This window comes from Acidovorax sp. DMC1 (genome assembly GCF_056314325.1).
The window spans coordinates 331,826-347,929 of sequence record NZ_JBQUYO010000002.1; the positions used below are offsets into that span (position 1 = coordinate 331,826).

Here is a 16,104-nt window from a genome sequence, read left to right on the forward strand (position 1 = left end):
CACCGGCGGGCAGGACCAGAGGCCGGGCCACGCGGGTGGGTCGATGCAGTCAGGGGATCAGATGTCGAACAGCAGGCGCGATGGATCTTCCAGCGCGTCCTTCATCGCCACCAGGCCCAGCACGGCTTCGCGGCCATCGATGATGCGGTGGTCATAGGACATGGCCAGGTAGTTCATCGGGCGGATCACGATCTGGCCGTTTTCGACCACGGCACGGTCCTTGGTGGCGTGCACGCCCAGGATGGCCGACTGGGGCGGGTTGATGATGGGCGTGGACAGCATGGAGCCGAACGTGCCGCCATTGGAGATGGAGAACGTGCCACCGGTCATTTCTTCAATGCCCAGCTTGCCTTCGGCAGCCTTCTTGCCGAACTCGGCGATCTTCTTCTCGATGTCGGCGAAGCTCATCTGGTCGGCATTGCGCAGAATGGGTACCACCAAACCGCGTGGCGAACCCACGGCGATACCAATGTCGAAATAGCCGTGGTAAACGATGTCGTTGCCATCCACCGATGCATTCAGCACGGGGTACTTCTTGAGAGCGTGCACAGCAGCCTTCACGAAGAAGGACATGAAGCCCAGCTTGGTGCCGTGTTCCTTGGTGAAGCTGTCCTGGAACTTCTTGCGCAGGTCCATGACGGGGGCCATGTTCACTTCGTTGAACGTGGTCAGGATGGCGTTGGTCGACTGCGACTGCAGCAGACGCTCGGCCACACGGGCGCGCAGGCGGCTCATGGGCACGCGCTGCTCGGGACGGCCGCTCAGGTCTTCCTTGCCAGCGGGCGCTGCCACCTGGGGCAGTGCCTTGGTGGGCACGCCAGTGGGAATCACGCTGGGCGCAGCCACGGCAGCCTTGGCGCCGCCCGCCACAGCGGCCAGCACATCACCCTTGGTCACGCGGCCATCCTTGCCCGAACCGGCCACGGCCGAGACAGACAGGTTGTTGTCGGCCAACAGCTTGGCGGCAGCAGGCATGGCCACATCACCCTTGGCGCCGCCAGCAGCAGCGGCGGGGGCGGCAGCAGGTGCTGCGGCGGCCACGGGAGCTGCTGCTGCCGGAGCAGGAGCTGCAGCACCGGCCTTGCCTTCGGTGTCGATCTTGGCGATGAGCTGGTCCGCCACCACGGTGGCGCCGTCGCCCTGGATGATCTCAGCCAGCACGCCAGCGGACGGTGCAGGCACTTCGAGCACGACCTTATCGGTTTCGATCTCGATGAGGATTTCGTCCACGGCCACGGCCTCACCGGCCTTCTTCTTCCAGGTCAGCATGGTGGCTTCGGCCACGGATTCGGACAGCTGGGGGACTTTGACTTCTACGATAGCCATATCAATTCTTTCGGAATAGGGTTTTGTTCTGTTGTCGGGTCGCAGCTGGCCTTACTTGGTCAGGACAAAACCCTTGAGCTTGGCAAACGCGCCGTCCACCAGCGCCTTTTGTTGTTCCTGGTGCAGGTGCGAGTAACCCACGGCTGGCGATGCCGAAGCAGCGCGGCCGGAATAGCCCAGCTTCTGGCCTTCGAGCATGTTTTCGTGGATGTAGTGCTGCACGAAGAACCAGGCGCCCTGATTCTGTGGCTCGTCCTGGCACCACACCACGTCGGTAGCGTTCGGGTACTTCTTAAGTTCGGCAGAGAACGCCTTGTGCGGGAAGGGGTACAGCTGCTCGACGCGCAGAATCGCCACATCGTCGGCTTCCTTCTCGGCGCGCTTCTTCACGAGGTCGTAGTACACCTTGCCCGAGCATGCGATCACGCGCTTGACCTTGGCGGCCTTTTTCACGATCGCTTCATCCTGCTCGGGGATCACCGTCTGGAAGCTACCCTTGGTGAACTCGGACAGCGGCGAGGTGGCGTCCTTGTTGCGCAGCAGCGACTTGGGCGTCATGATGATCAGCGGCTTGCGCAGATCACGCACCATCTGGCGACGCAACACGTGGAAGATCTGGCTGGCCGTGGTGGGCTGCACGATCTGCATGTTGGTGTCGGCAGCCAGCTGCATGAAGCGCTCCAGGCGGGCCGAGCTGTGCTCAGGGCCCTGGCCTTCGTAGCCGTGGGGCAACATCAGCGTGATGCCGTTCACACGGCCCCACTTTACTTCGCCCGAGGCGATGAACTGGTCGATCACCACTTGCGCGCCGTTGGCGAAGTCGCCGAACTGCGCTTCCCAGATCACCAGGGTGTTGGGGTCGTTCGATGCATAGCCGTATTCGAAGCCCAGCACCGCCTCTTCGGACAGGATGGAGTCGATCACAACAAACGGGGCCTGGTTGTCGGCCACGTTTTGCAGCGGCACGTAGGTACCGATGTCCCACTTCTCGCGCTTTTGATCATGGATCACGGCGTGGCGGTGCGTGAACGTGCCACGGCCGCAATCCTCGCCAGACAGGCGCACTGGATAGCCGCTGGCCACCAGCGACGCAAACGCCATGTGCTCGCCCATGCCCCAATCCACGGGCATATCGCCACGGCCCATCGCAGCACGGTCGTCGTACACCTTCTTGACGAGCTGGTGTGGCGTGACGCTATCGGGGATGGTGGTGATCTTCTCGGCCAGGCGCTTCCACTCGGCCAGCGGGATGGCGGTGTCACCAGCATCCGTCCACTTTTTGCCCAGGAACGGGCTCCAGTCCACGGCGTACTTGCTCTTGAAGTTGGTCAGCACCGGATCGACCGTGTGCTTGCCCGCGTCCATGGCGGCACGGTAGGCCTTGACCATGTCATCGCCCAGCGACTCGCCCAGACCTTGGGTGGCCAGCTTGTCGGCGTACAGCTTGCGGGTGCCGGGGTGTGCGCCGATCTTCTTGTACATCAGGGGCTGCGTCAGAGCCGGGGTGTCCTGCTCGTTGTGGCCCAGCTTGCGGAAGCAGATGATGTCCACCACGACGTCTTTCTTGAATTCCATGCGGAATTCAAGCGCCAGTTGGGTAGCCAGAACCACGGCTTCTGGGTCATCACCGTTCACGTGCAGCACGGGCGACTCGATCATCTTCACGATGTCGGTGCAATACAGCGTGGAGCGTGCGTCACGTGGATCGGAGGTGGTGAAACCGATCTGGTTGTTGATGATGATGTGCACCGTGCCGCCCGTGTAGTAGCCACGGGTCTGGGCCAGCGCCAGCGTTTCCTGGTTGACGCCCTGGCCCGCAAAAGCTGCGTCGCCATGGACGAGCACGGGCAGAACCTGCTTGCCATGGGGGTCGGCACGGCGATCCATGCGAGCGCGCACAGAGCCTTCGACCACCGGGTTCACGATTTCGAGGTGCGATGGGTTGAATGCCAGCGACAGGTGAACCGGGCCGCCGGGGGTGGTCACGTCGGAACTGAAGCCTTGGTGGTACTTCACGTCACCTGCAGGCAGGTCTTCGGGAGCGGTGTGGTCGAACTCTGCGAACAGGTCCTTGGGCATCTTGCCCAGGGAGTTGACCAGCACGTTCAGACGGCCACGGTGGGCCATACCGATCACGATTTCCTGCACACCCTTGGCGCCAGCAGACTGGATGAGTTCATCCATCGCAGCGATGAAGCTCTCACCACCTTCGAGCGAGAAACGCTTTTGACCTACGTACTTGGTGTGCAGGAAACGCTCCAGGCCTTCAGCGGCCGTCAGACGGTCCAGGATCTGCTTCTTTTTGTCCGCGCCAAAATTGGGCTTGCTGCGGATGGTTTCCAGCTTCTCTTGCCACCAGCGCTTCTGGTTCTGGTCAGTGGCATACATGTATTCGGCACCGATGGAGCCGCAATAAGTCTCGCGCAGCGCGTTGATCAACTCGCGCAAGGTCATAGACTCCTTGCCGAAGAACGTGTTGCTGGTGTTGAACACGGTTTCCTGGTCGGCGTCGCTGAAACCGTAGAAAGAGGGTTCCAGCTCAGGAATTGCGGGGCGCTCGGTGCGCTTGAGCGGGTCCAGATCGGCCCAACGTTGACCCACGTTGCGATAGGCGGCGATCAGTTGCTGTACGGCCGTGCGCTTGCGACCCAGCTCCGAGTCAGCGCCGGTCGCCACCACCACCTTGGTGCCGCCTTGCTTGGCGCGCTCTGCGAAGGCATTGATGACGGGCAGGTGCGGGACGTCTTTGGCGTTGCTGCCATCCACGGCCGGGACGTGCTGCAGTGCATCAAAGTACTCGCGCCACGTATCGGGCACGCTACCGGGGTTGGCGAGATAGTTCTCGTACATCTCTTCGACATAGGGCGCATTGCCGCCGAAGAGGTAAGTGTTGCCTTGGTAGGCTTGATAGACGGATGTCGTATCGCTCATATTCCGCTGACCTCCGCTTTCCTTGGGAAAGCATTAGCTGGTTGAGAAACCTTCCGCGACACGGCTGAACCGGTTGGCGGATGCGACTGTGGCTGGGGAAGGGCCTTGGTACGACCGCCATTGTGCCACTGAACCGAAGTCCACCCCTAAAAAATGGATGCAGCCATCGCTGCACCGTCCAAAAATCCGCTTCGACCGGCGCCTCGCGTACATTCCGGTTATCCCATTGCAACCCCAACTCCATGCCGCATCAACACCTCCAGGACAAAGCCTTTTTGCTGCTCCTCACCGTCGTCACCATCGCGTTCGGCGCGATCCTGTGGCAGTTTCACGGAGCCGTTTTCTGGGGTGTCATTCTTGCCATCCTCTTTGCGCCACTGCATCGCAAATTGCTGAGAAAAATGCCAAAGCGCCCCACACTGGCTGCGCTGTGCACGCTTGGCCTGTGCCTGGTGGTGGTGATCCTGCCCATGGCTGCCATCACGGTGTCGTTGGTTCAAGAAGCCACCGCCATCTATGAGCGCGTACGCTCCGGCCAGATCAATTTTGGGCTGTACCTGCAACAGGTCATCGCCGCCCTGCCCGCCTGGGCCGTCAACCTGCTCGATCGCCTGCAACTGACCAGCGTGAGCGAGCTTCAACAAAAGCTTTCATCCTTTGCAGTGCAGGCCAGTCAATTCGTTGCGACGCAGGCGCTGAGCATCGGCCAAAACACACTCGAGTTCATCGTCAGCTTCGGCATCATGCTGTATCTGCTGTTCTTCCTGCTGCGCGATGGTGCCAGCTTGGCGAAGCGGATCGGTCAGGCCACCCCCTTGGAAGAAGCTCACAAACGTCAGCTGGTGGGCAAATTCACCACCGTGATCCGAGCCACGGTCAAAGGCAACATTGTGGTAGCTGCCTCTCAGGGCGCGCTGGGCGGCATGATTTTCTGGATCCTGGGCATCCAGGGCCCAGTGCTATGGGGGGTTCTGATGGCCTTCCTATCGCTGTTGCCCGCAGTGGGCGCCGGGCTGATATGGGTGCCCGTCGCCATTTACTTTCTGGCAACCGGTGCAGTGTGGCAAGGGGTGGTGTTGACGGCTTTCGGGGTCTTTGTGATCGGGCTCGTGGACAACATCTTGCGCCCAGTTCTGGTGGGCAAGGACACCAAGATGCCCGACTACATCGTGCTGATCTCCACCCTGGGCGGCATGGCCTTGTTCGGCCTGACAGGGTTTGTGATCGGCCCCGTGATTGCAGCATTGTTCATGGCCAGCTGGGACCTCTTTGCACCCTCGGCTGAAACGGACGCACCCACCCAGTGATACCCGGTTTGCCCAGGCCAAGCGCGCCAATATCCCGGGGCATCGCGCCCCATGACCAGCTGGTAAGCTGACCACCAAAAACAAAAGCCTCCCGAGGGAGGCTTTTGGCGTAAAACGCACTTGAAAGTACGTTTTTGAATCGGGTGGTAGGACGTACAAGATTCGAACTTGTGACCAACGGATTAAAAGTCCGCTGCTCTACCAACTGAGCTAACGTCCCAACCGATTGCAACCATCGTATCGATTGCTGCAAAGCCTTGGATTATAGCGTCTTTTTCCTTGCCGATTTGGAATCAGTTGCAAGTTTATCGAGTACCCAGCCGGCCGCACATTGACCGAAGGTCGCAGTCACGGCAACCACCGATCCGTAGCCATGGCAGTTCAAAGATCCATCGCCATCGATGTTGCAGGAGGCATCTGGCGGAGCTACCGCCTCGCGGCTGAAAACACAGGGAACCCCGATCTTCTTGCCCTCACGCGGCGCGCCGTGGTGCTTGCGCATCTGGTAGCGCATTTGGGCCAGCAGAGGGTCGTGGGTTGTGAATGCAAGATCATCCACATCCACCTTGTGCGCATGCCGCTTGCCACCTGCTGCGCCTACGGTGATGTGCAGCACACCATGGGCCCGCGCCCACACCGACAACGCCATTTTGGCCTTGATCTGGTCACACGCATCAATCAGTGCATCCACAGGCGTCTGCAACAAATCCGGCCAATTTCCGGGCTCCACAAACTCCTCAACACAGTTGACGGTGCACTCCGGGTGGATTTGCGCGATGCGATCGCGCATGGCCAAAACCTTGGCTTGCCCTACGGTGTCGGTCAATGCGTGGATCTGGCGGTTGATGTTCGATTCAGCGACATGGTCCAAATCGATCAAGGTGATTTGAGCAACGCCACTGCGAGCAAGCGCCTCCGCAGCCCAGGATCCGACACCGCCAATGCCGATCACGGCAACGTGGGCGGCACGGATTCTTGCTGCACCCTGCACGCCATAGAGTCGCTGAAGCCCGCCGAAGCGACGCTCCAATGCGTGCTCCGCCGCCTCGTCTGCGGCAGGTTGCGAGGCCAAGGCCACACAAACCGCCGTCATTTGAGCCTTGAGAGGCGCTCTTTGGCAGCAACGGCCGCTTCAGACTGCGGATAGGCTCGCAGAAGGTCTTCCAGCGTCTTGCGCGCGGTGCGGGTGTCCTTGAGCTCAATCTGGCAATTGGCGATGGACAGCGCGGCCTCGGGCGCACGTGCGTGCGTGGGGGCCTCGGCCAGCATCTGCTTGAAATTGCCGATGGCGTCCTTGTACTCGCGGGTCGCGTACTGGGCATTGCCCAGCCAGAAACGCGCAGAAGGCACGTAGCCGCTGCGCGGATACTGCCGCACGAAGGCTGCGAAAGCGGCACTGGCGTCAGGGAACTTGCCAGACCGAAACACAGCCAGGGCCGCTTCAAAGTCCCGCTTTTCCGCCGGGTCTGCCTGAAACTCGCGGCCATCCACCGTGACCTTGATGGGCTCGAACTGCCGCAACCGCTCGTCCACGCCTTGGGCAATATCCTTCTGACGGCGCTGCAGCTCACCTACATCGCGCAGCAGCTGCTCGTTCTGGCCGTTCAGCTTGGCCTGCTCGGCGCGCAGGGTCTCGATCTGGGTCTGCAAATCCAGCAGGCTGCGGCGCAGCTGAGCGTTTTCTTCGCCGAGCTTGCGCACCTCTTCCGCAGAGCGCTGCTGAGACAACTGCAGGCCATCCACGCGTTGTCGCATCTCCAGGATGGCGCGCCGCGCCTCGCCGTCTTCAAAGATCGCCGCATGGGCGGAAGACAGCGACGCGGCGAGCATCGCGGCCATTGCCAGCGCCCGCAGCGAAAAAACCGGTGCAGCGGGGGCCATCAACGGTACGACAGTTCAGCGCGGCGATTCTGGGCGCGGGCGTCTTCGGTGGTGCCTTGGGCTGCAGGCTTTTCCTTGCCGAAACTCACGGCCTCGACCTGGCTGTCAGGCACGCCCAGCAAGCCCAGCGAACGGCGCACGGCTTCTGCACGCTTCTGGCCCAGTGCCAGGTTGTACTCGCGGCCGCCACGGTCATCGGTATGACCTTCGATCATGACCTTGCGATTGGGAGCCGCCTTGATGAAGCGGGAGTGCGCTTCGATCATCGACTGGAACTCGGGCTTGATCACGTAGCTGTCGTAGTCGAAGTACACGACGCGAGCAACGCCGACGGGGCCTGCGCCGTCACGGCCGGACTGGCCAAGGTCCACGCCAGCCACGCCGCTTTGCGACGTGTTGCCGGAATTGGCGCCGTTGTTGGCACCGCCCATGGTGGAAGTCGCATTTTTGTCCTCGACAGGCACATCGTCCAGCTTCACGCCAGAACTGCAGCCCGCCATGAGAGCGGCAACGGTGAGGGCAAGGGTAATACGTTTCATCATCCAAATTTCTCCTGAAGGCTTGATAACTGAAATTGCAAATAAGTTCATTGCTTTTGGAACGGGCCCCAATCCGGCTCACGGATGTCGCCGGCCTGGCCGGCGAGACGCGCCTTGATCTTGCCGTCCAACGTGGTGGTCATGAGGGCCTCACGGCCCTGCTGCTGGGTGGCGTAAACAATGAGGCGGCTGTTGGGTGCAAAGCTGGGATTTTCGTCGGCCGTCGTGTCAGTCACTGCATTGACGGTGCCCGTGGACAGGTCCATCACGTGCAGCTTGAACGCCCCCCCCACGCGGGAGATGTAGGCCAGCCAGCGACCATCGGGACTCACGCTGGGCGAGATGTTGTAGGTGCCGGTAAAGGTCACGCGCTCCGCATTGCCCCCTGACGCGCCCACCTTGTAAATTTGCGGCGCACCTCCCCGGTCGCTCACAAAGAAGATGCTGCGGCCGTCGCCTGAGAACACGGGCTCGGTATCGATGCCAGAGCTTTGCATCAGTCGGCGCGGCTCGCCGCCATTCGCGTCGATGGTGTACAGCTGCGAACCACCGTCGCGGCTCAATGTCACTGCCAGCGTGCGGCCGTCTGGTGCCCAGGCTGGTGCACTGTTGGAGCCACGGAAGTTCGCGATCAAGCGTCTGCGACCTGTGGCCACATCGTGCACATACACCACCGGCTTGCGCGATTCGAACGACACGTACGCCAGCTGGCCGCCATTCGGAGACCACGCGGGCGAGATGATGGGCTCGGGACTCGACAGTGCGGACTGGGCGTTTTCGCCGTCGGCATCTGCCACCCACAGGCTGTAACGGGGGCCGGTCTTGGTCACATAGGCAATGCGCGTCGAGAAGATACCGCGCTCGCCGGTGAGCTTTTCGTAGATGAAGTCGGCAATGCGGTGCGAGACCAGACGCAGGTCGCCCTGCGTAACGACAAAACTCTGCCCGCCCAGGTCTTGCCCCTTGACCACATCCCAAAGGCGAAAGCGCACATCAAAGCGCCCATCCGCCAATCGCGTGACGCTGCCAGTGGCCAGCGAATCCGCACTCTTCTGGCGCCACAGCGCGACATCTGGCCGCGCGGTTTCATCCAGCGCTGCCCCCGTTGCATCAATCGCGCGGAACTGCCCGCTGCGCTCCAGGTCTGCCTGGACGATGGCTGCGATTTTTTGGGGTGATTGCGCCTCACCGCGAAATGGAGCGATGGCGATGGGCAACTGGGTCAGCCCGACGCCGGTGACTTCCACTCGGAACTGAGCAAGCGCGGGAATGGAGGGAGAGGCGATGAGTGCGGCCAGCAACTGGCGGCGCAAGGGAAGCAGCGGGGCTGCGGGAGATGGGTGTTGGGAGATTCGATCTGTGGTCATTGGCATCCAGCAGTGGCCGAACAAGTGCCGAAAGGGCAAACCCGAATGTTACACACAGCGGCGAGCCCCCTGTGACAAACTGTGCGCGACACACCGTGCCGGACAGGCTTCACATGGCACAAACGTAGAATCCGGCCGACATGCAAGCCATCGACACGGGCACGACGCCTGCCCCCGCACCCAATCCCCCCACAACCTTGATGGCGCGCCTGAAGCGGCTGTCGGTGTACTTTGGCGACCAGCGAATGGCCTGGAGCCTGGCCATTGTTGCCACACTGGTGGGCGCCATCACGGAGCCCTTGATCCCCGCCCTGTTGCAACCCCTGCTGGACAAGGGCTTTACCCAGGGCACCTTGCAACTGTGGATGGTGCCCCTGGCGATTCTGGGGGTCTTTTTCGTACGTGGCGTGGCCCAGTTTGTGGGCCAGTACGCGCTGGCACGCATTGCCAACGAAGGCATGCTGACACTGCGCCAGGCTCTGTTTGATCGTGTTCTGGCCGCTGAGATGGGATTGTTTGGGCGCCAGTCGGCCAGCGCGCTCTCCAATACGGTGGTCTATGAAGTGCAGACCGGTGCGACATTGCTGGTGCAGGCCCTGCTCGGCCTGTCGCGCGACGGGTTCACGCTGGTCGCGCTGCTGGTCTATTTGTTGTACCTCAATTGGCAGCTCACACTGATCGTTGCAGTCGTTGTTCCGGGGGTCGCCTGGATCATGAAGACCTTGTCGCGGCGGCTGTACCACCTCACCAAAAGCAGCCAGCAGGCCACGGACGAGCTGGCCTATGTGGTCGAAGAAAACGTGCTGGCACATCGCATGGTGCGTCTGCATGGCGCACAAGGCGGTCAGGCGCAGCGCTTTGCCGACCTGAGCCGCAGCCTGCGCCGCCTGGCCATCAAATCCACCATCGCTTCTGCGGCGATGACGCCGCTGACCCAGTTGCTGGCCGCCGCCGCGCTGTCGGTGGTGATCTGCATTGCGCTGTGGCAGAGCCGGGGTGCCGTCGACGTGAAGGATGTGACCGTGGGTGGGTTTGTGTCGTTCATCACGGCCATGCTAATGCTGATCGCGCCGATCCGGCGCCTGGCGGATGTGGCCAGCCCCGTGACCCGGGGCGTCGCCGCCTTGGAGCGCGGCCTGGGGCTGCTGGGTGACACCGGCGCGGAAACCGGCGGCACCTACCGCAAGGACCGGGTGCAAGGCGCGCTCACGCTGAGCAACGTCACCGTATCGTTCGGCGCCGACCACGCCCCCGCCTTGGATGGGGTCAACCTGCAGGTGGCCCCGGGCGAGATCGTCGCGCTGGTGGGTCCCTCCGGGGCAGGCAAGACCACACTGGTCAACCTGCTACCGCGTTTTGTGCTGCCTTCTGCCGGCACCGCCGCCGTCGACGGGCATGCCTTGCAGGACTGGGACCTGGCGTCCCTCCGATCGCAATTTGCGATGGTGAGCCAGGATGTGGTGATGTTCAATGACACCATTGCCGCCAACGTGGCTCTGGGCCAGGCCGTGAACGAAACCCGCGTGCTGGAATGCCTCGCTGCCGCCAACCTCGCCGAGCACGTGGCCGGTCTGCCGCAGGGCATCCACACGGTGGTGGGGCACAACGCCACGCAGTTGTCCGGAGGGCAGCGTCAGCGGCTGGCCATTGCTCGGGCCTTGTACAAGGACGCTCCCATCCTCATCCTGGACGAGGCGACTTCGGCGTTGGACACCGAATCGGAACGCCTGGTGCAGGAAGCCCTGCAGCGCCTGATGCAAGGCCGCACGACCCTGGTCATTGCACACCGGCTATCCACCATCGAGCATGCTGATCGCGTGGTGGTGATGGAGCGCGGGCGCATCGCCGAGCAAGGCACCCACAGCGAGTTGATGGCGCAGGGTGGACTGTATGCGCGGCTGCAGACACGCGCCGCGTCGGGCTCAGGGACCATCGCTGAATGAGCGGGCGCGGCACGACTGGTGCTGGCCTTTGCTGATTTCTAAACAGTCCGCAGGGCCCGCTTTGCACCAGCCCTCTATGTGCGGCTGGCGCCTGCCTTGGCTACTTGGCTACCACTTGCCCCGGTTGGGCTGGCGCTTCCGAATGGCCGCAGCGATTCTCTCCGCAGACTCGGTACGGCTCACACGCAAGGCGAAATCGGCGGCGGTCAAGCCCAGCTGGTTCTTGAGCGTAGGGTCGGCCCCTTCATCCAGCAGCAATTGCACGGCTTCGGTAGATCCGTAATGCGCCGCCATCATCAGCGGCGTGGTGCCGTTGGGCGATGCTGCGTCGATGTAGGCGTGGTTTTCGAGCAGCAATGAAATGATCACCGCGTGCTGCGGCGAACCTGCCGATGCGGCGTAGTGCAGTGGCGTCCAACCGGTCTTGTTGACATCGGCATCGCGCGCTATGAGCGCCTTGACGGCATCTACGTTGCCCTTGATGGCAGCCATCATCAACGGACTTTCGTCCTTGGCGTTGCGGGCCTCTACATTCAGCCGGCGGGATGCCAGCAACGCAGCAACGGCCTTGTTTGCGCCATTTTGCAGGGCAATCGTGAGCCCCACCTGCCCCTTGGGGTCGCGCGTGTTCGGATCAAAGCCGCGGCGCAGCAGCGCAGTGATTGCATCCCCGTCATCGCGCAGGATGGCCACAAAAAAGTCTTCATAGGCACCCGCCCAGGCCCGGGCAGACACCAAGCCCAGCGCCACAGCGGCCAGGGCAGAACGTCGTTGCAGGTTCATGCCATTACCTCCGGGAACAAGCGATCGAAATTGCGGCTGGTGGCCTCTGCCACCACCTCCAGCGCGAGACCCTTGGTCTCCGCCACCTGCCGGGCCACATGGGGTACATACGACGGGTTGTTGGTCTTGCCACGGTAGGGTACCGGGGCCAGGTAGGGGCTGTCGGTCTCGATGAGCATGCGGTCCAGCGGCACAAAGGCCACCACGTCGCGCAGCTCCTGCGCGCTCTTGAAGGTGACGATGCCCGAGAACGAGATGTAGTAGCCCCGATCCAGCGCGGCGCGCGCCACCTGCATGGACTCGGTAAAGCAGTGGAACACGCCGCCCGCCTGGTTGCTTGCGCCATCCTCGCCCTCTTCCCGCAGGATGGCCAGCGTGTCATCGGACGCACTGCGCGTGTGGATGATGAGCGGCTTTCCGCAGGCCCGCGCTGCGCGGATGTGGGTGCGGAAGCGGTCGCGCTGCCATTCCAGGTCGGCAATGCTGCGCCCGCCCTTGCGGTCTTCCATGCCGTAGTAGTCCAGGCCGGTCTCGCCAATCGCCACCACGCGGGTCAGTGCGGCGCGGTCCAGCAGGTCCTGCACGCTGGGTTCCGTCACACCCTCGTTGTCGGGGTGCACGCCCACCGTGCTCCAGAAGTTGTCATGGGCCAGGGCCAGGGCGTGCACGCCCTCGAACTCTTCCATGGTGGTGCAGATGCACAGGGCCCGGGTGACTTGCGCCTCGGCCATGGCCTGGCGGATGGCGGGCAACTGGCTGACCAGTTCCGGGAAGTTGAGGTGACAGTGCGAATCGGTGAACATGGGATAGCAAAACAACGCGACTTGCGCAAAACGCGCTTCAGGAAGGGGGTTTCCATGTAGGAAACCGGCGGTTCATCCTTGTTTGCGCAAGTCCTAAACAAAAAAGCCGACCAGCCAGCGCGGGTCGGCACGGGGGCGGCGGTGGCGCGGTCAGATCGTCTGGGTAGGACGGTCTGAGCCCAGCGCAGTTCCCAGCAATTCCTCGATCTTGGCCTTGAGCTGGCGGGATTTTTCGTCCTTGGGGAACTGGATGCCCACGCCCTGGGTGCGGTTGCCTGCGGCACGGGCGGGTGTCACCCAAGCCACACGGCCTGCCACGGGGTAGCGCTGGGTGTCGTCCGGCAAGGTCAGCAGCACATACACATCGTCGCCCAGCTTGTAATCACGCTGGGTGGGCACAAAGATGCCCCCTTCGGCAAAAAAAGGAATATACGCGGCATAAAGCGCGGCCTTTTCCTTGATGGCCAGCTGCATGACGCTGGGACGGGGCGCGGTGGATGGACTGCTCATGGGTGGGGGGTGCGGCTTAGTGTCTGGAGTGTAGGGTGTTTCGCGCCTGAGCGACAAGCGCCTCCAGCATGAGCCCGCCGTTGAACGGATGGTCTGCCGTGCGCGCGGCCTTGGACAGTGCGCGCGACCAGCGCGTGAGCGCGCCCAGGGGCGGTGCCTTGGGCAGGTCGGCCGGCGCAAAGTAGCGTGGTGCGGCGCCCACGCTGGCGGCCAGCAGGTCGTGGCAGAGCTTTTGCAGCGCGTCGATCACCTGGGCCGGGGCCCAATCGCCCAAGGCGGTCACATCGCCCCGCGCCACCGCCTGCGGCAAGGCAGACCAGGCCTGCGGGCTACGGCCGGACTGGGCCAGCGCCAGGGCGTCCTCAGGCCGCCCGCCTGCCGCGCGCAAAAACGACGCTGCCGCATCCCGGGCCAGGCCTTGGGCCTGCAACCACGCCAGGCTGTCGGCCTCGGCCGGCCAGACCATGGTGTGACCCAGGCAGCGGCTGCGGATGGTGGGCAACAATTGGTGCGCGGCCTCGCTGGCCAGCACAAAACGCACGTCGCCGGGCGGTTCTTCCAGCGTCTTGAGCAATGCGTTGGCCGTCACATGGTTCATCTGCTCGGCCGGGTAGACCAGCACGGCCTTGCCTTTGCCACGCGCCGAGGTGCGCTGCGAAAACTCCACCGCATCGCGCATGGCTTCCACACGGATCTCGCGGCTGGGCTTGCGCTTCTTGTCGTCGATGTCGGCCTGGGCCTTTTCCGACAGGGGCCAGCCCAGCGCCATCATCTGCACCTCGGGCATCAGCACGCACAAGTCGGCATGGGTGCGTACATCGATGGCGTGGCAGCTGCCGCAGTGGCCGCAGGCGCCCTGCTCCGTTGGTGTATCGCACAGCCATGCGCGGACCAGCTCCAGCCCCAGGGCGTACTGCCCCAGGCCCGACGGTCCCTGCAGCAGCCACGCATGGCCGCGCTGGGCCAGCAGGCTGGTGCGCTGTGCGGCGATCCAAGGCGCCAGCGCCACGGCGGCTTCGCTCATTGCGGCCCTCCCTGTGTCGCCACCATGATGGCCAGCCAGCCCTTGCGCACAAACACGCTGGTCAGCTGCTGCCACACGCGGTGGCGCTCCTGCGCAGCGTCCAGACGCGCAAAACGCTGGGGCGCCGCAGCGGCGCGGTCGGCATAGCCCTGGGCCACGCGGCGGAAGAACTCGACCGGCTGCGCCTCGAAGCGGTCGGGCACACGCGCACCGGCCAGGCGCTCGGCCGCCACCTCGGGCGCCAGGTCAAACCACACCGTCAGATCGGGCTCACGCATCAAATTGGCCTCAGGCGCCAGTCCAGTCTGAGCAAATCGCTCTAAAGTTGATAGCACACTGAGATCAAAACCCCGCCCCGCGCCCTGGTAGGCAAACGTGGCATCGGTGAACCGGTCGCACAGCACCACGTCGCCCCGGGCCAAAGCGGGCTCGATCACATTGCGCAGATGGTCGCGGCGGGCAGCAAAGATCAGCAGCGACTCGGTGAGCGCATCCATCGGGTCGTTCAGGACCATCTCGCGCAGCTTTTCGGCCAGCGGCGTGCCGCCGGGTTCTCGACTCACGGTGACGGTGCGGCCCTGGGTGCGGAACGCGGCGGCCAGGCCCTCGATGTGCGAGGACTTGCCTGCACCGTCGATGCCTTCAAACGTGATGAACAGACCGGGTCGTGACATGGGAGCCTTGGTTGACGAAGCCATCGGATTACTGCTGCCCGCGCTGGTAGCGGTTGACCGCGCGGTTGTGCTCCTCCAGCGAGGCGCTGAAGTGGCTGGTGCCGTCGCCCTTGGCCACAAAGTAGAGCGCGCGCGTGGCCTGGGGCTGCACGGCGGCCAGCAGCGAGGCCTTGCCGGGCATGGCGATGGGCGTGGGCGGCAAGCCGGGGCGGGTGTAGGTGTTCCAGGGGGTGTCGGTCTGCAGGTCGCGCTTGCGCAGGTTGCCGTCAAACTTTTCGCCCAGGCCATAGATCACCGTGGGGTCGGTCTGCAGCAGCATGCCCACCCGCAGGCGGTTGACGAACACGCCTGCAATCTGGCCCCGGTCGCTGGCCTTGCCAGTTTCCTTTTCGACAATGCTGGCCAGCGTCAGCGCCTCGTCCGCCGACTTGAGCGGGGTGTCGGCCGCGCGCTGGCCCCAGGCCGCCTCCAGATGGCGGTCCATGGCGTGCATCGCCCGGCGCAGCAAGGCGATGTCGCTGGAGCCTTTGGCGTAGGTGTAGGTGTCCGGGAAGAACCGCCCCTCGGGCGCCACGCCGGGGCGGCCCAGCTGGGCCATCAGCGCCTCGTCGGTCAAGGCGGCAGCATCGTGTTTGATCTGCTCCTCCTTGGCCAGCGCCTGGCGCACCTGGCGCCAGTTCCAGCCTTCGACCAGGGTGAGTGCGCGCAAGGCCTCTTCGCCCCGGGCCAGCTTTTGCAGCAAGCTGATGGGCGTGGTGCCAGGCGGAATTTCGTAGTTGCCCGCCTTGATGGCGCGGTCTTGCCCCGAGACACGGAACCAAGCGTAGAGCAGGCGCGCGTCCGTCTTCACCCCGGCCGCCACCACATCGCGGGCCACGCCGCGCGGCGTGGTGCCGGGCTCGATGGCCAGCTCCAGCGGCTCGGGGCCCACGTCTAGCGGCTGGTGCAGCCACCAATACGCAGCGCCACCCAGTGCGATCCCCACCAACACGATCAAAGCCAGTAAACGTCGCACA

General features: G+C 63.4%; 14 protein-coding genes and 1 tRNA gene. 2 read left to right on the plus strand and 13 right to left on the minus strand.

Annotated features, from left to right (window positions below; all coding sequences use genetic code 11):
- Positions 1-57: 57 nt before the first annotated feature.
- Positions 58-1,326: a 2-oxoglutarate dehydrogenase complex dihydrolipoyllysine-residue succinyltransferase gene (odhB, locus tag ACT531_RS05950; RefSeq protein ID WP_209819510.1), complete on the minus strand. Its 1,269-nt coding sequence runs from the start codon at positions 1,324-1,326 to the stop codon at positions 58-60.
- 51 nt (positions 1,327-1,377) lie between these two features.
- Positions 1,378-4,257, minus strand: a complete 2,880-nt coding sequence (locus ACT531_RS05955; protein ID WP_015013899.1) for a 2-oxoglutarate dehydrogenase E1 component — start codon at positions 4,255-4,257, stop codon at positions 1,378-1,380.
- A gap of 242 nt (positions 4,258-4,499) precedes the next feature.
- Between ACT531_RS05955 and ACT531_RS05960 the strand changes: the two genes are divergently transcribed.
- Positions 4,500-5,564, plus strand: a complete 1,065-nt coding sequence (locus tag ACT531_RS05960) for an AI-2E family transporter (protein ID WP_476016830.1) — start codon at positions 4,500-4,502, stop codon at positions 5,562-5,564.
- Between the two features lie 144 nt (positions 5,565-5,708).
- On the opposite strand, the gene ACT531_RS05965 is transcribed toward ACT531_RS05960, so the two are convergent.
- The 5 genes from ACT531_RS05965 to tolB form a co-directional block, all read right to left on the minus strand.
- Positions 5,709-5,784, minus strand: a tRNA-Lys gene (locus ACT531_RS05965).
- A 42-nt stretch (positions 5,785-5,826) separates the two neighbouring features.
- Positions 5,827-6,657: a tRNA threonylcarbamoyladenosine dehydratase gene (locus ACT531_RS05970; RefSeq protein WP_476016831.1), complete on the minus strand. Its 831-nt coding sequence runs from the start codon at positions 6,655-6,657 to the stop codon at positions 5,827-5,829.
- Positions 6,654-7,445: a tol-pal system protein YbgF gene (gene ybgF, locus ACT531_RS05975; protein ID WP_422846808.1), complete on the minus strand. Its 792-nt coding sequence runs from the start codon at positions 7,443-7,445 to the stop codon at positions 6,654-6,656. Before ybgF ends, ACT531_RS05970 begins: the two co-directional genes overlap by 4 nt.
- Positions 7,445-7,987, minus strand: a complete 543-nt coding sequence (gene pal, locus ACT531_RS05980) for a peptidoglycan-associated lipoprotein Pal (RefSeq protein ID WP_015013864.1) — start codon at positions 7,985-7,987, stop codon at positions 7,445-7,447. The genes ybgF and pal overlap by 1 nt, the downstream gene beginning before the upstream one ends.
- A gap of 44 nt (positions 7,988-8,031) precedes the next feature.
- On the minus strand, positions 8,032-9,351 hold the full coding sequence (gene tolB / locus ACT531_RS05985; protein WP_015013863.1) for a Tol-Pal system beta propeller repeat protein TolB: 1,320 nt from the start codon (positions 9,349-9,351) through the stop codon (positions 8,032-8,034).
- A gap of 140 nt (positions 9,352-9,491) precedes the next feature.
- Between tolB and msbA the strand changes: the two genes are divergently transcribed.
- A complete protein-coding gene (msbA, locus tag ACT531_RS05990; protein ID WP_476016832.1) occupies positions 9,492-11,294 on the plus strand; it encodes a lipid A export permease/ATP-binding protein MsbA in 1,803 nt (600 codons plus the stop codon).
- Between the two features lie 108 nt (positions 11,295-11,402).
- Here msbA and ACT531_RS05995 read toward each other — a convergent pair whose 3' ends face one another.
- The 6 genes from ACT531_RS05995 to mltG form a co-directional block, all read right to left on the minus strand.
- Positions 11,403-12,077 (minus strand): ankyrin repeat domain-containing protein, encoded by a 675-nt coding sequence (locus tag ACT531_RS05995; protein WP_476016833.1) that lies wholly within the window; start codon positions 12,075-12,077, stop codon positions 11,403-11,405.
- Positions 12,074-12,880, minus strand: coding sequence for a TatD family hydrolase (locus ACT531_RS06000; protein ID WP_476016834.1), 807 nt, complete (start codon positions 12,878-12,880; stop codon positions 12,074-12,076). Before ACT531_RS06000 ends, ACT531_RS05995 begins: the two co-directional genes overlap by 4 nt.
- Positions 12,881-13,030: 150 nt before the next feature.
- Positions 13,031-13,390, minus strand: a complete 360-nt coding sequence (locus ACT531_RS06005; RefSeq protein WP_015013859.1) for a PilZ domain-containing protein — start codon at positions 13,388-13,390, stop codon at positions 13,031-13,033.
- A 16-nt stretch (positions 13,391-13,406) separates the two neighbouring features.
- Complete coding sequence (locus ACT531_RS06010; RefSeq protein WP_476016835.1) at positions 13,407-14,414, minus strand: DNA polymerase III subunit delta'; 1,008 nt, start codon at positions 14,412-14,414, stop codon at positions 13,407-13,409.
- Entirely contained in the window at positions 14,411-15,088 is a 678-nt protein-coding gene (tmk, locus tag ACT531_RS06015; protein ID WP_476016836.1) for a dTMP kinase, read from the minus strand. The genes ACT531_RS06010 and tmk overlap by 4 nt, the downstream gene beginning before the upstream one ends.
- A 28-nt stretch (positions 15,089-15,116) precedes the next feature.
- Positions 15,117-16,103 (minus strand): endolytic transglycosylase MltG, encoded by a 987-nt coding sequence (mltG, locus tag ACT531_RS06020; protein ID WP_476016837.1) that lies wholly within the window; start codon positions 16,101-16,103, stop codon positions 15,117-15,119.
- Between the last annotated feature and the right edge of the window lies 1 nt (position 16,104).